The following is an 18586-nucleotide window of genomic DNA, read 5'->3' as shown; positions in this document are numbered from 1 at the left end:
CTATTTGAGTACGTCAGCCAGGCTGACCCGCGCCGAGCCGGGCTTCAGCGGTTTCTGCTGGCTTTCGTGCGGTCGCCATCCGGATAGATAGATGATGTTGAACGTCGCTCGTATGCGCCCGTCCGCGTCGCTGAACCTTTCGGCATAGATCGATGCCGCCCTCAAGACCGTGGCGCGGCTGAGCGGTTGACTGCTGCGCCCGATAAGTGGGTTCTGCATGCCCATGGCCCTGAGGTCACGGACGAGGCCGAACATCGTGTCATAGCGAACGGTGTAGGTCTCGATGTCGGCCACGGGAAGGGCAAAGCCGCCTCGCTGCAGCAACGCGCCGGCGTCGCGCACATCGGCAAACGGGATGACGCGAGGACCCACGCCGCTCGCCATCTCGGCTTCTGCTGCGAGCAGTGACTCGCGCAGTTCCGAAAGCGTACCGGCGCCCGGCAGCGTCGCGAGGAAAAGGCCGTCGGGCCTCAGAGCGCGGCAGATCTGTATGAACACACCCGGCGTGTCGTTGGTAAGGTGAAGCGAAAGCGGCGAGACGACGAGGTCCAGACTTTCAGGCGCCAGCGGGACATGCTCGAGCGACGCCACCATGCTGCCCTCGGCCCCCGCCAGCAGTTCGCGACTCGTCTCGATGCGCATGATCGTGTCGACCTTGCCACCCTTGCGAAGCGCGTCCGCGACAAGGCCGCTATAGCCATGCAGTTCCGCCGCGACAGGAAAATGGCGCTCCACCGCCTCGAGTCGCTCGGCAAGTTCCCTGCTGACGATGTCGAGAAGAAAATCTGCCCCCGGCTCAAATCGGCGGGCGGCACGAAGGCGGTTCACCGCGATCCTGGCTTCGTCGAAAAGCGGGGTGTTTGGCATGCGTCCATCGTCCTTGCGAAAACCGTTTCACCTGTCCAGTCTATGCTCTACTGTCAACAGATGGGGATTGAGGGGGCATTCGGCCACCGCGAGGGATGGCGGGCTGCAGCCGGGAGGCTGGGCACTTCGCTTGTCGGCCTCTTCTTCCCGACGACCTGCCTTGCCTGCGCGGTCATGGTCCAGCGCGAAGGAGCGCTTTGCGTCGAGTGCTGGAAGGGCCTTCAGTTCATCGAGGAGCCGGTCTGCCCGGTCCTTGGTGTTCCCTTCTCGTATCAGGTGGATGAGGGCACGGTTTCTCCCGCGGCGATGGCAAACCCGCCTGCATTCGACGCGGCGCGCTCAGCCGTTCTTTATGATGATATCGCAAGGCTGCTGGTTCATCGGTTGAAATACAAGGACCGCGCGGAACTGGCACTGCCGATGGCGCGCTGGATGCTGCGAGCCGGCGCCGGCATCATCGAAAGCAGCGACATCGTATTGCCTGTTCCACTGCATCGCGCGCGCCTGCTTTTGCGCCGCTACAACCAGGCCGCAGAACTCGGGCGCACGCTCTCGGGGCTGGCCGGCAAACCGTTCGGCGCCGATGTTCTGATACGGCGCCGCGCCACCCGTCAGCAGGTCGGCCTCGGCCAGAAGGCGCGGGAGGCGAATGTTCGCGGTGCCTTCAAGGTCAAGCGGCCCGAGGACGTGATGGGACGAAACGTTCTGCTGATCGATGACGTCTTCACGACAGGGGCAACGGTGAATGCCGCCGCCCGCGCGCTGCGCCGGGCAGGCGCTGCGAAGATCTGCATCCTCACCTTTGCAAGGGTCGGTGAACCTGACCATCCGGCATGAATTGCGGTGACTTGCGACGCAGCGCAGCAACACCCTATATGATCAAATGAGTGGAATTGACGGCAGGAGCTGCCCCCGATGCAACCGGTAACGATCTACACACGCCAGCTCTGCGGCTTCTGCACCGCGGCCAAGCGCCTGCTTGAGAGCAAGGGGGTCGACTTCGTGGAGCATGATGCAACCTTTTCCAAGGATCTGCGCACCGAGATGATCGCCAAGGCGTCCGGTCGCGCGACGTTTCCGCAGGTCTTCATCGGCCGAACGCATGTCGGGGGCTGCGATGAACTGCATGCCCTGGAGCGCGATGGCCGGCTCGATCGCATGTTGCAAGGCGAGGCAGCACAATGACGAAATTCACGGCGGCGGTGGTTCAGCTGCGATCCGGCGTGTCGCCGGACGCCAATGTGGATCGGCTCCGCGATCTCGTCGCCGAGGCCGCAGCGCGCGGCGCAACTTATGTGCAAACGCCGGAAATGACCGGTGCGGTGCAAAAGAACAGGGCACAGCTGCGCGCGGTGCTCAGTGAAGAGGAGACAGACCTGACGGTGCGCGTCGCCTCCGAGCTCGCGGTCGAACATGGGATCTTTCTGCATATCGGATCAACGGCGGTCGCGCTCGACGATGAACGCATCGCCAACCGGGCATTTCTTTTCGGCCCGGACGGCGCGATCATCGCGCGCTATGACAAGATCCACATGTTCGACGTGGATCTCGACAATGGCGAAAGCTGGCGCGAGAGCGCGGTCTATCGTCCCGGCGATTGCGCGCCAGTCGTTGATCTTTCGTTCGCCCATCTCGGGTTGGGCATCTGCTACGATATCCGTTTTCCGCAGCTTTACCGCGCCCAGGCGCTTGCCGGTGCCGACATACTGACCGCTCCGGCGGCGTTTACCCGGCAGACGGGTGAGGCGCACTGGCAGGTACTCCAACGCGCCCGGGCGATCGAGAACGGCGCCTTCGTCATCTCCGCCGCCCAAGGCGGCCAGCACGAGGATGGCCGTGAGACCTACGGTCACTCGATGATCGTCGATCCCTGGGGGCGCGTGCTTGCCGAGATCGACCATGACGAGCCCGCCGTGGCGGTTGCCGAGATCGATGTCGCAGCCGTGGCTGCCGCGCGCAGCAAGATCCCCAATCTGAAGAATGCGCGGGAATTTACGATCGACCATGTCGATGGTGTCGCGGATGATCGGCGGCGTGCATGATCCGTTTTTCCATCCGCTGCGACCACGGGCATGATTTCGATGCCTGGTTTTCCAAGGGGGCCGATTTCGATGAACAGGCTTCGCGAAAGCTGATTGCTTGCCCGCAATGTGGGTCCACCGCGGTCGAAAAGGCTCTGATGGCACCTGCAGTTCCCGCCGCGCCGCGTGCCGAGGACAAGACCGGGCTGGCCATGAGCCCGGCGCATCGGGAGCAGCTGAAGAAGATCAAGGAAATGGTCGCTGCCATTCGTTCAAGCTCCGAAGATGTCGGTGAGCGCTTCCCGGAAGAAGCGCGGCGAATCCACTATGGAGAGGCCGACCATCGCGGCATTATCGGCCGCGCCGATCCCGACGAGGCGCGGGCGCTGCTGGAGGAAGGCATTTCCGTCGCGCCGCTCCCGCATTTCCCCGATGATGCCAACTGATTCACGCTCCGCAGACGCCGCGGTCATAGCGCTCAGGGCGCATCACCTGGTCTGCATGCTGACCTATATCGGGAAGGGCTACACGCCCGGCTTCGTTTCCAACTACGATCGCATCGTGGCGGCCGTGGATGGCGGCTGCGTCATCCGGATCGTCGAGGGGCCGGATGATATTTGCGAGCCGCTCGCCCGCGACGAGAATGCGCATTGCCATCGCTGTTCGGTGGACTGGCGCGATCGCCAGGCGGCGACAGCGCTGTCCGATCTTCTCGGCCGCGACTTCAATCCGGGCGCCAGTATCGGCCTGGACGACGAGGATGTTCGGCAGATGCGGCAAGCCTTCCAGCACGGCAAATTGCGTGCGCCCTGCACCGGATGTCAGTGGAATGCCCTTTGCACCGGCGTCGCCGCCGCTGGGTTCAAGGACGCGCGTATTAAGCCTTCGGCCGTGCCGCCAGAAGCATGTAGTTGACGTCCATGTCGCGCGACAGGTTCCAGCTGTCGGAAAGCGGGCTGTAGAAGACGCCCGTCCGCCCGATTACCCGCATACCAGAGCCATCAAGCGGCTGCTCCAGCTCTTCGGGCCGCACGAGCTTTTCGTATTGGTGGGTGCCGCGGGGGAGCCAGCGTAACACGTATTCCGCGCCGACGATCGCCAGGGCCGCCGCCTTCAGGGTACGGTTGATCGTCGCGACGAACATCAGCCCGCCTGGCTTCACCATCGCTGCGCACGAGCGGATGAACAGGTCGACATCGGCAACATGCTCGACCACTTCCATGTTGAGAACGACGTCGAATGTCTCTCCGGCCTCGGCAAGCGCCTCGGCCGTGACGGCGCGGTAGTCCACGGCAACCTCGCTCTGCGCCGCATGGATTTTTGCAACTTCGATATTGGTCTCCGACGCGTCGGCCCCTACGACCTCAGCGCCCATGCGCGCGACGGGCTCGCAAAGCAGACCCCCGCCGCATCCGATATCGAGCACGCGCAGACCTTCCAGCGGATGGCGCGACCGCTGGTCACGGCCAAAATGCGCCGAAACCTGATCGCGGATATAGGCCAACCGCACAGGATTGAATTTGTGCAGCGGCTTGAACTTGCCGGACGGATTCCACCATTCCTGCGCCAATGCGGAGAACCGGTCGACCTCGCCTTGGTCGATCGTCGTACGCTCGCGCTCCGCAGCAGGCCGGTCCGTCATCCCAGGTCTCCCTTGTTGTCCAGTTAGGGGAAGTCGGGCCCCGCGCCCCCAAAGTCAAGCGTGTTGAAGGTCGCGGCCGCCTGGCCGGCGCAATCGAGCCGTTGCGGGCCTGCGCATCTTGCGCTATGAGGCGGCGAAATTCGGCTCCGAAATCAGTCTCGGCCGCCGGCCTTTTGCGTGCAATCCCCACCATCCTGGAAGATCGGAGCACGGATACCGCCTATGGCACGTATCGTCATGAAGTTCGGCGGCACATCGGTTGCCGATCTCGATCGCATCCGCAATGTGGCGCGCCATGTCAAACGCGAGGTCGATGCCGGCCATGATGTCGCCGTTGTCGTGTCTGCCATGGCGGGCAAGACGAACGAACTGGTCGGATGGACGCGTGGCGCTTCAGCCATGCACGATGCGCGCGAATACGATGCGGTCGTGGCCTCGGGCGAACAGGTGACGTCGGGGTTGCTCGCCATCACCTTGCAGGACATGGGCGTCAACGCGCGCTCCTGGCAAGGCTGGCAGATACCGATCCGCACCGACAGCGCCCATGGCGCGGCCCGCATTCTCGAGATCGATGGAAGCGACCTGATCCGCCGGTTTGGCGAAGGCCAGGTGGCGGTCGTTGCCGGCTTTCAGGGCCTTGGCCCCGACAATCGTATCGCGACGCTGGGCCGGGGCGGGTCCGATACGAGCGCTGTCGCCATTGCTGCCGCTGTGAAGGCCGACCGCTGCGACATCTATACCGATGTCGACGGTGTCTACACGACTGATCCGCGCATCGAGCCGAAGGCCCGGCGGATGAAGAAGATCGCCTTCGAGGAAATGCTGGAGATGGCGTCGCTGGGTGCCAAGGTTCTGCAGGTCCGCTCGGTTGAACTGGCGATGGTCCACAAGGTTCGCACCTTCGTGCGCTCGAGTTTCGAAGATCCGGATGCGCCGGGGATGGACGATTTTGCCAATCCGCCCGGGACGCTGATTTGCGACGAGGATGAGATCGTGGAACAGGAAGTCGTTACAGGAATCGCCTACGCCAAGGATGAGGCGCAGATTTCGCTCCGTCGCCTCGCCGACCGACCAGGCGTATCGGCCGCGATCTTCGGCCCGCTGGCCGAAGCGCACATCAATGTCGACATGATCGTTCAGAACATCTCCGAGGATGGATCGCGCACCGACATGACCTTTACGGTGCCGACCGGCGACCTCGACAAGGCGCTGACCGTGCTGGATGCAGCAAAGCCGGCGATCGGCTTTGATGCGGTGCAGAGCGAGCCCGGCCTCGTGAAAGTGTCAGTGATCGGCATCGGCATGCGCAGCCATGCTGGCGTCGCGGCGACCGCGTTCCGTGCGCTGGCCGAAAAGGGCATCAACATCAAGGCTATCACCACGTCGGAGATCAAGATATCGATCCTGATCGACAGCCCCTATGCCGAGCTGGCCGTCAGAACTTTGCATTCGGTCTACGGCCTAGATAAAAGCTAAAGACACAACTGGGGAATCGTGTTGGGGATTGCTCGTAACCCTACGAGCAGATGAGCCACACGCGCCGTCCGGCTAGCCGGATCGTGATGGAGAGTTTGGAGCCCACACGTCATGAGAGACCTGTCGGCAGGTCCACGCGTGCTGCTCAGGCGGCTGCGGGAATTGATGGCGGAACCGCTGGATCCGCAGGAGCGCCTCGACCAGATCGTGCGCCAGATCGCGCAGAACATGGTCGCGGAGGTGTGCTCGTTCTATGTCCTGCGTGCCGATGGCGTGCTGGAACTCTATGCAACCGAAGGCTTGAATCCCGGCTCGGTCCACTTGGCACAACTGAAGATGGGGCAGGGCCTCGTCGGTACGATCGCCGCGAGCGCACGACCGCTCAACCTTTCGGACGCACAGACCCACCCCGCCTTCACCTATCTCCCGGAAACGGGAGAAGAGGTCTATCACTCCTTCATGGGTGTTCCGATCCTGCGCGCGGGCCGTTCGTTGGGTGTTCTCGTCGTTCAGAACAAGGCACGGCGCAATTATCGCGAGGACGAGGTCGAGGCGCTCGAAACGACCGCCATGGTCCTGGCCGAGATGATCGCGACGGGCGAACTCAAGAAGATCACCCGGCCCGGCCTCGAACTGGACCTGTCGCGGCCCGTCACCATCGACGGGGACGGCTATGGTGAAGGCATCGGCCTCGGCTATGTGGTGTTGCACGAGCCGCGCGTCGTCGTCACGAACCTGCTCAACGAGGACATGGATCTCGAGCTGAAGCGGCTCGATGATGCCCTCGGCTCGCTGCGCATCTCGATCGATGACATGCTGTCGCGTCGCGACGTATCGATGGAGGGCGAGCACCGCGAAGTGCTCGAGGCCTATCGCATGTTTGCCCACGACCGTGGTTGGGTGCGCAAGATGGAGGAGGCGATCCGCAACGGCCTGACAGCCGAGGCGGCCGTGGAGAAGGTGCAGAGCGACACGCGGGCGCGCATGCTGCACCTGACCGACCCCTATCTGCGCGAACGTCTGCATGACTTCGACGATCTCGCCAACCGTCTCTTGCGCCAGCTCATCGGCAAAGGTCCCGGCTCTTCGGAGGACTTTCCCGATGACGCCATCATCGTGGCGCGGGGGATGGGTGCGGCGGAACTCCTCGACTATACCCGCGCCAACATCCGTGGCCTGGTCCTTGAGGACGGTGCCGTGACCAGCCATGTCGTCATCGTGGCACGCGCGATGGATATTCCTGTGGTGGGGCAGGCGGCCGGCATCGTCTCGCTGGCGGAAAACGGTGATGCGATCATCGTTGATGGCGATGACGGAAAGGTACATCTTCGGCCGCTTGCCGACCTTGAGAGCGCTTATGCGGAGAAGGTCAAATTCCGTGCCAAGCGGCAGGAGCGCTTCCGCGAGTTGCGGTCGGTCGAGCCCGTTACGCTCGATGGGGTCAAGATTGATCTCATGATGAATGCCGGACTGCTTGTCGATCTGCCCCAGATCGAGGAATCCGGTGCGCAGGGGATCGGGCTTTTTCGCACGGAACTGCAGTTCATGATCGCGGCGACCATGCCGAAGGCGGACGAGCAGGAGCGGTTCTATCACAATGTCTTGCGGCAATGCGGCAACCGGCCGGTAACGTTCCGAACACTCGATATCGGCGGCGACAAGGTGGTGCCGTATTTCAGGGCTGCCGATGAGGAAAACCCCGCACTCGGCTGGCGCGCCATCCGGCTTTCCCTTGATCGACCGGGTCTGTTGAGAACACAGTTGCGTGCGTTGCTGCGCGCGACGGCAGGACGCGATCTCAAGCTGATGGTGCCGATGGTCTCCGAAGTCTGGGAACTGCGGGAGGCACGCCAGCTCCTGCATCGGGAAGTGCGCCATCTTTCGCGTTTCGGGCACCATCTGCCGCGCAGCCTGCAGTTCGGCGCCATGCTGGAAGTGCCGAGCTTGATGTGGCAGCTCGACGAGCTGATGGAAGAGGCCGACTTCGTCTCCGTCGGGTCGAACGATCTGTTTCAGTTCGCCATGGCGGTCGACCGGGGCAATGCCCGCGTGAGCGAGCGGTTCGACACGCTGGACCGGCCCTTCCTGCGCATGTTGCGACAGATTGCCGAGACGGCGGATCGGCATGGCACACCCTTGACGTTGTGCGGTGAAATGGCGGCCAAGCCGCTCGCCGCAATGGCGCTGATGGGGCTCGGCTATCGGTCCATCTCCATGGCCCCGGCGGGGATCGGGCCGGTCAAGTCGATGCTCCTTTCTTTGGACGTTTCCCGTCTGCAGGCTTTCCTGCTCGAGGAAATCGAACGGACGGGCGAAGGCCGGCCGATGCGCGAGCTGCTTGCAGAATTCGCGCGCGATAACGACATTTCACTGTAGTTCCGGCAGGCGCCGGGCGAGTGCAGCCGGCCCTGCCTGTTTGAAGGATGAACGATGGCATTGCTGCCGATGGAAAAGATGCGCGAACTCGATCGCCGCTACGGCGAGATCGAGGCGCGCATGGCTGCTGGGCCGGACGCTGAGACCTATGTGCGACTTGCTTCGGAGTATTCGGAGCTGGGGCCCGTCGTCAGCAAGATTCGCGAGTACGAAAAGGCGTGTGCCGAACGCGAGGATCTTGAGACATTGATGGCCGATCGCGCGACGGACCGTGAAATGCGCGAGATGGCGGAGCTCGAATTTCCCGACGTGCAGGAGCGGATCGAGACGCTCGAGCAGGAGATGCAGATCATGCTTCTGCCAAAGGACGCGGCAGACGAGAAGAACGCGATCCTCGAAATCCGTGCGGGTACCGGTGGATCGGAGGCTGCGCTTTTTGCCGGTGATCTCTTCAGGATGTACGAGCGCTACGCCTCCGATCGTGGCTGGAAGGTCGAAGTGCTGTCGGCAAGCGAGGGCGAGGCAGGCGGATACAAGGAGATCATCGCGACCATCTCGGGTCGCGGCGTCTTTTCCCGCCTCAAATTCGAGTCCGGCGTCCATCGCGTTCAACGCGTTCCAGAAACGGAGTCGGGCGGACGCATTCACACCTCGGCCGCAACGGTCGCAGTCCTCCCGGAAGCGGAGGATATCGATATCGACGTGCGCGCCGAGGATATCCGCGTAGACACGATGCGCGCCTCCGGGGCCGGCGGGCAGCACGTCAACACGACTGATTCCGCGGTGCGAATCACGCACCTGCCGACGGGTATCGTGGTGACGTCCTCGGAAAAATCGCAACATCAGAACCGCGCGCGCGCCATGCAGGTGTTGAAGGCGCGCCTTTATGACATCGAACGTCAGAAGGCCGACAGCGAGCGGTCCGCGTCCCGCAAGAGCCAGGTGGGATCAGGGGACAGATCCGAGCGCATCCGCACCTACAATTTCCCGCAGGGCAGGGTGACTGATCACCGCATCAACCTGACGCTCTACAAGCTCGATCGCATGATGATCGGCGAGATCGACGAAGTCGTGGACGCCCTCGTCGCCGACTATCAGGCCGACCAGCTCTCGCAGCTCAGCGAGGGCGTTTGACGCTCATGGGCGCGATTGGGCCGACGATCGGCGAGGCCATGGCGAATCTTCGCCAACGCCTGCGCGCTGCGGGGATCACCAATGCCGATTTCGACGCGCGCCTCTTGCTGACCGAAACGCTGGGTATCGAGCTGACCGATCTGGTCGTCCGGCCAGACATGCCCGTCGAGCACGATGGCCTGCAAGTGCTGGAGGCCCGGATAAGCCGTCGGATTGCCGGCGAGCCGGTACATCGGATTCTCGGGCATCGCGCATTCTTCGATCTCGACTTGATGCTGTCGCCCGAGACGCTGGAGCCGCGGCCGGACACCGAAATTCTCGTGGAGGCTGTCTCGCCGATCGCGGCTGCGACAATCGAGCGCAAGGGAGAATGTGCCATTCTCGATCTGGGCACCGGCACCGGCGCCATCGCTCTGGCGCTCTTGGCCCGGTTTCCAGGGGCCCGCGCCAAGGGGACGGATCTTGCCGCTGGCGCACTGGAAACGGCACGCCTCAATGCGCAGCGCCACGGCCTGGAGCCCCGTTTCGAGACGCTGGAAAGTTGCTGGTTTTCCGCCATCGACGGAAAATTTGACATCATCGTCTCGAATCCTCCCTATATAAGAACTGAGGATATGGATTCGCTTGCGATCGAGGTCGGCGCGCATGATCCGCGGCTGGCTCTGGATGGCGGGATTTCGGGGCTCGACGCATATCAGACGATTGCCGCCGAGGCTGCACCGCATCTTTATGAGCGGGGCGCTCTCGCCGTCGAGATTGGCCATGATCAGCGTCATGAAGTGACCGCAGTTTTCGTGAACACCGGCTTCAGGCTGAAAGCCTGCCATGTCGACCTCGGCGGACGCGATCGTGTGCTGGTTTTCGAAGCGCCAGAGCAGGAACAATCCTGACGGACGACTTTTTCCCGGCCATGGAGAAAGGGCTTGGAATTGTAGGAAAAGCGATATAGGTTCACCGCAGCATTAGGCAGCAGGTCTCAGTGAGAACGGCTCTGGAAGAGCGCAGTTCGATTGTCGCGAACGCGATTGTTGCAAGACCTCTGGTGCTGGAATCTGTTTTAACCCCACTCGACGACAGGACTGCGCAGGCCGCGTCTTGATCGCAAGCCCACAATGGTCTGGGCGTGTTCGGCACGTCCGCAGTGCGGCCACAAGACTATCAGAACCAAGGAATCAGGTGATCGACTAATGAGGTCAGGACAGCAGAAGCAGCGCGGGCGCGGCCGCAACAACAATGGTGGTGGCGGCAACAACAACAACCGCAAGGGGGGCAATCCGCTTTCTCGTTCCTATGACAGCACCGGTCCGGACGTGAAGATTCGCGGCACCGCTCAACATATCGCCGAGAAGTACGCGACGCTGGCCCGCGATGCGCAGAGCGTCGGCGACAACGTGATGGCGGAAAACTACCTGCAGCATGCCGAGCACTACAATCGCATCATCGCAACCGCACAGGCGCAGATGCAGGAGCGGTTTCAGCGTAATGAACGCGAGAACCAGGATCGCGACAGTGACGATGGCGACAGCAACGAGCAGCAGAGCCATCGTGACAATGAGTACGGACAGGACGGCGAGCGTCGGTCGGCCAATGGCAGCGAAGCTCGCCAGATGAACGGTCAACGACCTGATCGTGGTCCGCGCCGCGAGCGACAGGACAATGAAGCGGGCGAGGGCGAGGGTGGCCGTGAGCGTCGCGTGCGTGAATCGAAGGAGGAGTCCGGGCAGCGCGCGGCTGAAGCGCAAGCTCAGCCCGCCGAGGGAACAGGCCCGCAGCCGACCATTGAAGGGACCCCGGCGGAAGTTTCAATCGAAGACGAGACGGCCGCCGCTTCGGGCGCACGCCGCACGACGACCCGCCGGCGTACGGCCGCAGCTCGTCCCCGCCGACCACGCAAATCCGATGGTGAGAGCGATGGTGGTGACGAGCAGTCCGGCACCGACAAGCCGACGGATGTCGCGGTCGCCGCAGGCGAATAAGCGCCGTCGGACAGATTTTTACGAAGGCCGCCGGGCGATGAGTCCGGCGGCCTTTTTTGTTTGGTCATCATCGGATCGAAATCGAACGGTCTGCTCTTCCACCTTGGCGCATCTGTTCCCATATCTCGGACAACAACGGCTCGCCTCACAAGGGGGCCTCATCCCGAACCACTGGATTACGCCGCAAATGCGGGTGGTCCAGGCAAAGGAGACAGACGAATGAATCCGGAAAAATACACCGAGCGCGTGCGCGGCTTCCTGCAATCCGCGCAGACATACGCCCTGGCCGAGGGCCATCAGCAATTCACGCCGGAGCATGTCCTGAAGGTTCTTCTGGACGATCCGGAAGGTATGGCGGCAGCGCTGATCGAACGGGCCGGAGGACGGCCGGCGGATGCTCGCATGGGCGTCGAAGCTGCGATCCAGAAACTGCCCAAGGTTTCGGGCGGAAACGGCCAGCTCTATCTGGCCCAGCCGCTGGCGAAGGTCTTCCAGACAGCCGAGGCCGCGGCCAAGAAGTCGGGTGACAGCTTCGTCACGGTAGAGCGATTGTTGCTGGCGCTTGCAATCGAGACCGGAGCGAAGACGGCCGGCATCCTCAAGCAGGCCGGCGTCACCCCGAATGCGCTGAACACGGTCATTAACGACGTACGCAAAGGGCGCACGGCGGATTCCGCTTCGGCCGAAAGCAACTTCGACGCGCTCAAGAAATATGCGCTGGATCTCACGGGCAATGCCCGAGAGGGCAAGCTGGACCCCGTCATTGGGCGTGACGACGAGATCCGCCGCACGATCCAGGTCCTCTCCCGCCGCACCAAGAACAATCCGGTGCTGATCGGTGAGCCGGGAGTCGGCAAGACGGCGATCGCCGAAGGGCTTGCCCTCAGGATCGTTAACGGCGACGTACCCGAATCGCTGAAGGACAAGCAGTTGATGGCGCTCGACATGGGCGCGCTCATCGCCGGGGCGAAATATCGTGGCGAATTCGAGGAGCGCCTGAAGGCCATCCTGTCCGAAATCCAGGCGGCAAACGGCGCGATCATTCTGTTCATCGACGAGATGCACACCCTCGTTGGTGCCGGAAAGGCCGACGGCGCAATGGATGCGTCGAACCTGCTGAAGCCGGCATTGGCGCGGGGCGAGTTGCACTGTGTCGGCGCCACGACGCTCGACGAATACAGAAAGCACGTTGAAAAGGATGCGGCGCTTGCCCGGCGTTTCCAACCCGTCTTCGTGAGCGAGCCGACAGTGGAGGATACGATCTCCATCCTGCGTGGGCTGAAGGAAAAATACGAGCAGCACCACAAGGTTCGGATTTCCGACTCCGCGCTGGTTTCAGCCGCAACGCTGTCCAACCGTTATATCACCGACCGCTTCCTGCCCGACAAGGCGATCGATCTTGTCGACGAATCGGCGGCACGACTGCGCATGCAGGTCGATTCCAAGCCGGAAGAACTCGATGAACTCGATCGCAGGATCATCCAGTTGAAGATCGAGCGTGAGGCTCTGCTAAAGGAAACCGACAAGGCTTCGCAGGATCGTCTTGAGCGGCTGGAGCAGGATCTCGCCGATCTTGAAGAAAAGGCCGACGCGCTGACGGCCCGCTGGCAGGCGGAAAAGCAGAAGCTGGGCCTTGCGGCCGACCTCAAGAAGGAGCTCGACGAGGCCCGAAACGAACTGGCCATCGCCCAGCGCAGCGGTGAATTCCAGCGTGCCGGCGAATTGGCCTATGGCCGCATTCCCGAACTGGAAAAGAAACTGGCCGAGGCCGAGGCGCATGAAGACGGCGCGGCAGGGTCGATGGTCGAGGAAACCGTCACGCCCGATCACATCGCGCATGTCGTATCACGTTGGACGGGCGTTCCGGTCGACCGGATGCTGGAGGGCGAGCGCGAGAAGCTGCTGCGGATGGAGGACGAACTCGCCAGACGCGTCGTCGGTCAGGGCGAAGCGGTGCAGGCTGTTTCCAAGGCCGTTCGCCGGGCGCGTGCCGGTCTGCAGGACCCCAACCGGCCGCTGGGCTCGTTCATATTCCTCGGCCCCACCGGTGTGGGCAAGACGGAGCTCACCAAGGCGCTCGCCAATTTCCTGTTCGATGACGACCAGGCTTTGGTCCGCATCGACATGTCGGAGTTCATGGAAAAGCATGCGGTCGCGCGGCTGATCGGTGCGCCTCCCGGCTATGTTGGCTACGAGGAGGGCGGGGTGTTGACCGAGGCCGTGCGCCGCCGTCCCTATCAGGTCATACTGTTCGACGAGATCGAGAAGGCCCATCCCGACGTCTTCAACGTTCTGCTTCAGGTGCTTGATGACGGGCGCTTGACGGACGGGCAGGGGCGCACGGTGGATTTCCGTAATACGATGATCATCATGACATCGAACCTCGGCGCCGATCTCCTCGTCAATCTCGGCGATGGCGAGGATGTCGACAAGGTTCGCGAAGAAGTCATGGCCATCGTGCGCACCGCGTTCCGGCCGGAGTTCCTGAACCGTGTCGACGAGACGATCCTCTTCCATCGCCTGCATCGCAACGAGATGGGCGCGATCGTCGAAATCCAGTTGGCGCGTCTCGTCAAGCTGCTCGGCGACCGCAAGATCAAGCTTGATCTTGATGAGGAAGCGCGTCGCTGGCTTGCCGACAAGGGCTATGATCCAGCCTATGGCGCACGTCCGCTCAAGCGTGTGATCCAGAAGGAAGTTCAGGATCCCCTTGCCGAGAAGATTCTTCTGGGTGAAATCCCGGACGGATCGAGCGTGAGGGTCACCGCCGGCTCCGACCGACTGCTGTTCAAGCCTCGCGCAACTGCGCCCGGCGAAGAAATCGCAGCCTGAAGACGCAGCCCGAGAGCGGCGCCAACGCCGCTCTCGGGCGAGAATTCGCGCGCGTTGTCATTTTGCAACAGCAGCGGATCCTCCAGCTGAAAAGCCCCGTTCTGCAGCCTTCAGCGCTCATTCATCTTCAATTAGCCATCATGGTCGGCACTGCTGGGCGCTCTTGGCGCAGGCTCGGCTCGGGCAGTTCGGGACCGAAAACCGCAGTCGCGCGTTGATCCCGGTCTGCGGCGCGGCCGCGGCAGGCTGACATTGAAGAGGATAGGATAGGCCCATGAAATTCGTACCGGTCATCACTGTCGCGTTTTGCTTTCCGTTGACGTCGGGCGTGCTTGAGCCAGCTGTGGCCGCACCGTTTCAGGCCGGCCCGCCCGTCGGCATGACATCGAGCGACGTTCGGCCGGCTCAGTATCGGGTCTATGACTATTCGGCGCCGCGGCCGGCCCCCGAATTGCGCGAGTTTATCGACCGAAACGGCAATCGTGTCTTCGTCGACGAGTATGGCGATGTCGTATCGGTGGTGCCCCCGGCGGGACAGCAAGGCAGCGATTGGGGCCGGCCAGAACAGCCTGGTTTTGCCGAGCGCCCAGCGCCGGTGCCCGAGGATCCCTATTACAACCAACGTCCCGTTGAGCCGGAATACGGGCTGCGGTCCTTCCCACCGCCACCCGGCGGTGGTGTCGAGCGCGCTCCCCTGCCGGCTCCGGGAACGGCCAACGCCCCGACATCCGAGCCGCCCGCAACTTTCGACGGCGGCCCGCGACCCTATACGCCGCCAAGCGTGGCTCAGGAGCCGGCGTTCGATCAGCCGACCTTTGCAAAGAACAAGGGCACTGCGGAAATAGCCGCGGTGCAGATCATGCTCGACCGGGCAGGCGTATCGCCTGGCGTTATCGACGGGCAGGTCGGCTCGAATGTACGCAAGGCCATGGAAGCCTACGAAATGAAGACCGGACGGACGATCGATCCCGACAATATCGATCAGGTCATGGAGGAACTGCGCGCATCGGGCGGCTTGCCGATCACACAGTATACGATTGCCGAATCGGACGTTGCCGGTCCGTTCCTGTCATCGGTGCCTGCCGACTATGCCGAGAAGGCGGAGCTCGATGAACTCTCCTATACCTCGCCGGCCGAGATGATCGCCGAGCGGTTCCATATGGATGAGGGATATCTTCGGGCGATCAATCCCAACGCCGATTTCTACGAGGTCGGCACAGTGATCAAGGTCGCCGATACAGGCGCGAAGATGAAGGCGAGCGTGTCGCGCATCGTTGCCGACAAGAGCCGAAAGCAGGTTTTCGCCTACGATGAAGGCGGCGCGCTTGTTGCCGCCTACCCCGCAACGATCGGCTCACGCTCGACGCCGTCGCCGACCGGTACGCATCAGGTCGAGCGCATCGCCCATGATCCCAATTACACCTACAATCCTGCCATCAATTTCAAGCAGGGCGACAATGACAAGGTGCTGACCATCCCGCCGGGTCCGAATGGTCCGGTCGGCTCTGTCTGGATCGCATTGTCGAAGCCGACCTACGGTATTCACGGCACGCCCGACCCGTCGAAGATCGGCAAGACGGAAAGCAATGGCTGTATCCGGCTGACAAACTGGGATGCGGCCGAGCTTGCCGACATGGTCAAGCCGGGCGTGACGGTGGAATTCGTCGAGCAGGATGGCATGCTGGTATCTGAAACGGAGGCGGTCGCGCCGATCGGCACCACGCGCCTGGAGACAGAGGCCTTCGGGACGGAGACGGATTGATCGCCACGCAAAGGCGCGCCGGCGTCGCAGGTTTTCGTCAAGGTGTGTGAAAAGGGCTTTGCCGCTCAGCGGCTGGCAACCTCGGTGTCGACGGCTTCCTGCCCCAGGAGAGCGTCGATGCGATCGCGCTCCTGCCTGAACGCGGCAAGCGCGTCGCCTTCCAGCGACGATGCGTCGGGCAGGCGCACACGAAGCGGGTCGACCTTTGAGCCGTTGACCGTCATTTCGTAGTGCAGGTGAGGTCCGGTCGACATCCCGGTCGATCCGACATAACCGATGACCTGACCCTGGCGCACGGTTGCGCCCGGCGACACGCCCTTGGCGATCTGGCTCTGGTGGGAATAGGTCGTGACGTACCCGTTGGCGTGACGCACTTCCGTGTGGCGGCCGAATCCGCCCGAATTCCAGCCGGCCTTCAGCACGACGCCGTCACCGGGCGCGATGATCGGAGTGCCTGTGGGCGCGGCCCAATCGACACCCGCATGCATGCGGCTATAGCCCAGGATAGGGTGCCGTCTCATGCCGTATGGCGAGCTGAAACGGCCGTTCGGCACGGGATTGCGCAGCAGAAACTGACGCACGCTGCGACCGTCCGCATCGAAATAGTCGACGGAGCCGTCCTCGGGGTCGCGAAAGCGGTAGAATTGGGTGGTGGTGTCCCCGAAATTCGCGTGGACGTAAAGCAATTCGGAGTTCTCGTTGGCGCGGCCGGTCTCTTCGGCTACGGAGAAGAAGGCTTCCAGCTTGTCCGTCGGGCGCAGTCGCGCCTGAAAATCGACGTCGCTCGCCAGAAGACGAATGATCTGTCCGGTGAGGTCCTGGTTCAGTCCGTAGGAGAGTGCTGCCCGGTAGATGCCGTCATAGACCGTCGGAAGCTCTCGCCCTGAAACGGCCGGCACCATATCGGTGTCGGCGTCGAGCACGCTCGCGACGATATCGGCGTTGGAAGGCGCGGCGGCGCGCACGAAGAAGCCGCGGTCGTTTTCGGCAAGCGTCAACTCGTGCTCGGTGCCGGAATAGACGCTGGCGCGGATGATGCGCGCCTGCGCACCGGCTTGTTCGATGCCGAGGCGCAGGACGTCGCCCTCCTCGAGCATCGACGAACTGTTGAAATTGGCGAAAAGCCCCGACACCATCGAGCATTGTGTGTCGTCATAGCCGGCGGCGCGCATGATCTCGACGATCTGGCCGTCGGCTGACACCGGGATAACGTCTTCGGCGAACTCGACGTTCTCTTCCGAGAGCGGATCCTGCACCGAGACCGAGACGTTCTCGGTGATGATGCGGGAGTTGAGACTGGCACTGAAGTCGAGGTCGAATCCGAAATCGGCAAAACGCTGCGGATCGACATAATGCAGTGCGGCAACCTGGATCACCCCGCCGGTCAGCAGCGATCCGTTGCTGCGCACCGCTTCCTCCGCTTCCTCGGCCGACATGCCGGGTCCCTCGAACCTTTGGCCGGAGGGATCGGCGGGGAAATCGGTCGTCCTTAGGGTGATTTCCGATTCCACCTGCGCGCCGTAGATGACGCCGGCATCTGCGAGGTCCGTTTCTGTCTCGTCGGGCTCGTTCTCGGCGACGATGGCGAGCGGGTCGAAGGCGGGATAATCCTGATCGGTGGTGTGGTTGGCTGCCAGAGCAACCTTTATGTGCGCAAAGGGCCGCCGGCGCACGACGTCCCTGTCGCCGTCGCGAAACAGTGTCGAGACCTCCATGATCTCACGGTCCGTCGGTCGGGCCGGGGCGAGCGCCGCGACGATGCGTCCGCCTTTCGCGACGCCTTTCGGGCCCGTGCCTGACCCCGGATCGGAGGCGGCGACGGCTTCTCCGGGAAGCGCGAGTTGTTCGCGCCCGTCGACCGCGGCGAAGAGCGCGATCCCCATCAATGCGCAGGATGTGATGCCGGTCAGGAACGTTCCGGTCAGCCAGCGCAACGAGATTTCGCGCCGATCCGGTGCACGGCGCCCGTCCGCCAGAAGCGGTGGCTCATTGCCGAGTTGACCGCGTGGATGTCTCGCCGAAAGCATGCCGGGTGAACTAGAGCCTTGGACCATCGGGGTCGGTTGAAAAGCAAATCGTCTGTTTCAATGGCATTCTGTTTGCCCCCTGCCGGTCGCCAAGTCAAATGCGCCCGCTTGCGTTTCAGTCCGTCATGTTCGCCGGCTGACATGAGCCGCCCGCTCACACGCGCGTCGTGCGCGCGTTCTCGACATACCAGCAGACGGTCATGCCTAATGGATGAAGATTGCGCCAAGGATGCGGCGAGGATTGTTCTATGCTCAATTTTCCCTGAAGAGGCCCTCCCGAAGTGAACGGGGAGGCCGCCGCGCCGCGCCAGACCCAGGTCCAGACGGGGGCCAGACGGGAGCCTTGTCGTTTTGTGTCACTTTTTTGAATTTTGTCTGTTGACGGTTTGGGAATTGGGGGGCTTATAAGGCGCTCACCAACGAGGGCGGCGGCGCTGCTTGCGGCGCGAGATTGTTGCCCTTGAATTGGTTGG

16 protein-coding genes are annotated in these 18586 nt (G+C 62.7%); 12 read left to right on the top strand and 4 right to left on the bottom strand.

Annotated features, from left to right (window positions below; all coding sequences use genetic code 11):
* The gene (locus CN673_RS18760; RefSeq protein WP_099867949.1) at positions 1-867 is read right to left on the bottom strand and encodes a methyltransferase domain-containing protein; all 867 of its coding nucleotides are present in this window, start codon (positions 865-867) and stop codon (positions 1-3) included.
* Positions 868-927: 60 nt separating this feature from the next.
* Here CN673_RS18760 and CN673_RS18755 point away from each other — a divergent pair, with 60 nt between their 5' ends.
* From CN673_RS18755 to CN673_RS18735, 5 genes are all read left to right on the top strand, one after another.
* Entirely contained in the window at positions 928-1704 is a 777-nt protein-coding gene (locus tag CN673_RS18755) for a ComF family protein (protein ID WP_099867948.1), read from the top strand.
* 78 nt (positions 1705-1782) lie between these two features.
* Entirely contained in the window at positions 1783-2052 is a 270-nt protein-coding gene (gene grxC / locus CN673_RS18750) for a glutaredoxin 3 (RefSeq protein WP_099867947.1), read from the top strand.
* A complete protein-coding gene (locus CN673_RS18745) occupies positions 2049-2909 on the top strand; it encodes a carbon-nitrogen hydrolase family protein (protein ID WP_099867946.1) in 861 nt (286 codons plus the stop codon). The genes grxC and CN673_RS18745 overlap by 4 nt, the downstream gene beginning before the upstream one ends.
* Positions 2906-3334, top strand: coding sequence for a DUF1178 family protein (locus CN673_RS18740; RefSeq protein WP_099867945.1), 429 nt, complete (start codon positions 2906-2908; stop codon positions 3332-3334). The genes CN673_RS18745 and CN673_RS18740 overlap by 4 nt, the downstream gene beginning before the upstream one ends.
* Entirely contained in the window at positions 3321-3803 is a 483-nt protein-coding gene (locus tag CN673_RS18735) for a DUF1284 domain-containing protein (RefSeq protein ID WP_245409993.1), read from the top strand. Before CN673_RS18740 ends, CN673_RS18735 begins: the two co-directional genes overlap by 14 nt.
* On the opposite strand, the gene ubiG is transcribed toward CN673_RS18735, so the two are convergent.
* Positions 3766-4530: a bifunctional 2-polyprenyl-6-hydroxyphenol methylase/3-demethylubiquinol 3-O-methyltransferase UbiG gene (gene ubiG / locus CN673_RS18730; protein WP_099867944.1), complete on the bottom strand. Its 765-nt coding sequence runs from the start codon at positions 4528-4530 to the stop codon at positions 3766-3768. The genes CN673_RS18735 and ubiG overlap by 38 nt on opposite strands.
* A 222-nt stretch (positions 4531-4752) precedes the next feature.
* Between ubiG and CN673_RS18725 the strand changes: the two genes are divergently transcribed.
* The 7 genes from CN673_RS18725 (at position 4753) to CN673_RS18695 (ending at position 16086) form a co-directional block, all read left to right on the top strand.
* The gene (locus CN673_RS18725) at positions 4753-6006 is read left to right on the top strand and encodes an aspartate kinase (protein WP_099867943.1); all 1254 of its coding nucleotides are present in this window, start codon (positions 4753-4755) and stop codon (positions 6004-6006) included.
* Positions 6007-6117: 111 nt separating this feature from the next.
* Positions 6118-8382: a phosphoenolpyruvate--protein phosphotransferase gene (gene ptsP, locus CN673_RS18720; protein ID WP_099867942.1), complete on the top strand. Its 2265-nt coding sequence runs from the start codon at positions 6118-6120 to the stop codon at positions 8380-8382.
* Positions 8383-8436: 54 nt separating this feature from the next.
* Positions 8437-9516, top strand: coding sequence for a peptide chain release factor 1 (gene prfA / locus CN673_RS18715; protein ID WP_099867941.1), 1080 nt, complete (start codon positions 8437-8439; stop codon positions 9514-9516).
* A 5-nt stretch (positions 9517-9521) separates the two neighbouring features.
* Positions 9522-10406 carry a peptide chain release factor N(5)-glutamine methyltransferase gene (prmC, locus tag CN673_RS18710; protein ID WP_099867940.1) on the top strand — a complete coding sequence of 295 codons (885 nt, stop codon included), beginning with the start codon at positions 9522-9524 and terminating at the stop codon, positions 10404-10406.
* 297 nt (positions 10407-10703) lie between these two features.
* Positions 10704-11492: a DUF4167 domain-containing protein gene (locus CN673_RS18705; RefSeq protein ID WP_099867939.1), complete on the top strand. Its 789-nt coding sequence runs from the start codon at positions 10704-10706 to the stop codon at positions 11490-11492.
* Between the two features lie 219 nt (positions 11493-11711).
* The gene (gene clpB, locus CN673_RS18700) at positions 11712-14324 is read left to right on the top strand and encodes an ATP-dependent chaperone ClpB (RefSeq protein WP_099867938.1); all 2613 of its coding nucleotides are present in this window, start codon (positions 11712-11714) and stop codon (positions 14322-14324) included.
* 274 nt (positions 14325-14598) lie between these two features.
* Positions 14599-16086 carry a L,D-transpeptidase gene (locus tag CN673_RS18695; RefSeq protein ID WP_099867937.1) on the top strand — a complete coding sequence of 496 codons (1488 nt, stop codon included), beginning with the start codon at positions 14599-14601 and terminating at the stop codon, positions 16084-16086.
* Between the two features lie 65 nt (positions 16087-16151).
* Here the strand turns inward: CN673_RS18695 and CN673_RS18690 are convergent, their stop codons facing one another.
* A complete protein-coding gene (locus CN673_RS18690; protein WP_099867936.1) occupies positions 16152-18113 on the bottom strand; it encodes a M23 family metallopeptidase in 1962 nt (653 codons plus the stop codon).
* 154 nt (positions 18114-18267) lie between these two features.
* Positions 18268-18586 (bottom strand): hypothetical protein (locus CN673_RS21170; RefSeq protein WP_210200122.1); only part of this gene is annotated, 319 nt, incomplete at its 5' end.

Origin of the sequence: Neopararhizobium haloflavum (genome assembly GCF_002750855.1) — a bacterium.
GTDB classification, from domain to species: Bacteria; Pseudomonadota; Alphaproteobacteria; order Rhizobiales; family Rhizobiaceae; genus Georhizobium; species Georhizobium haloflavum.
The sequence above is the reverse complement of the archived record's forward strand: the minus strand, read 5'-3'. Positions and strand labels throughout refer to the sequence as shown.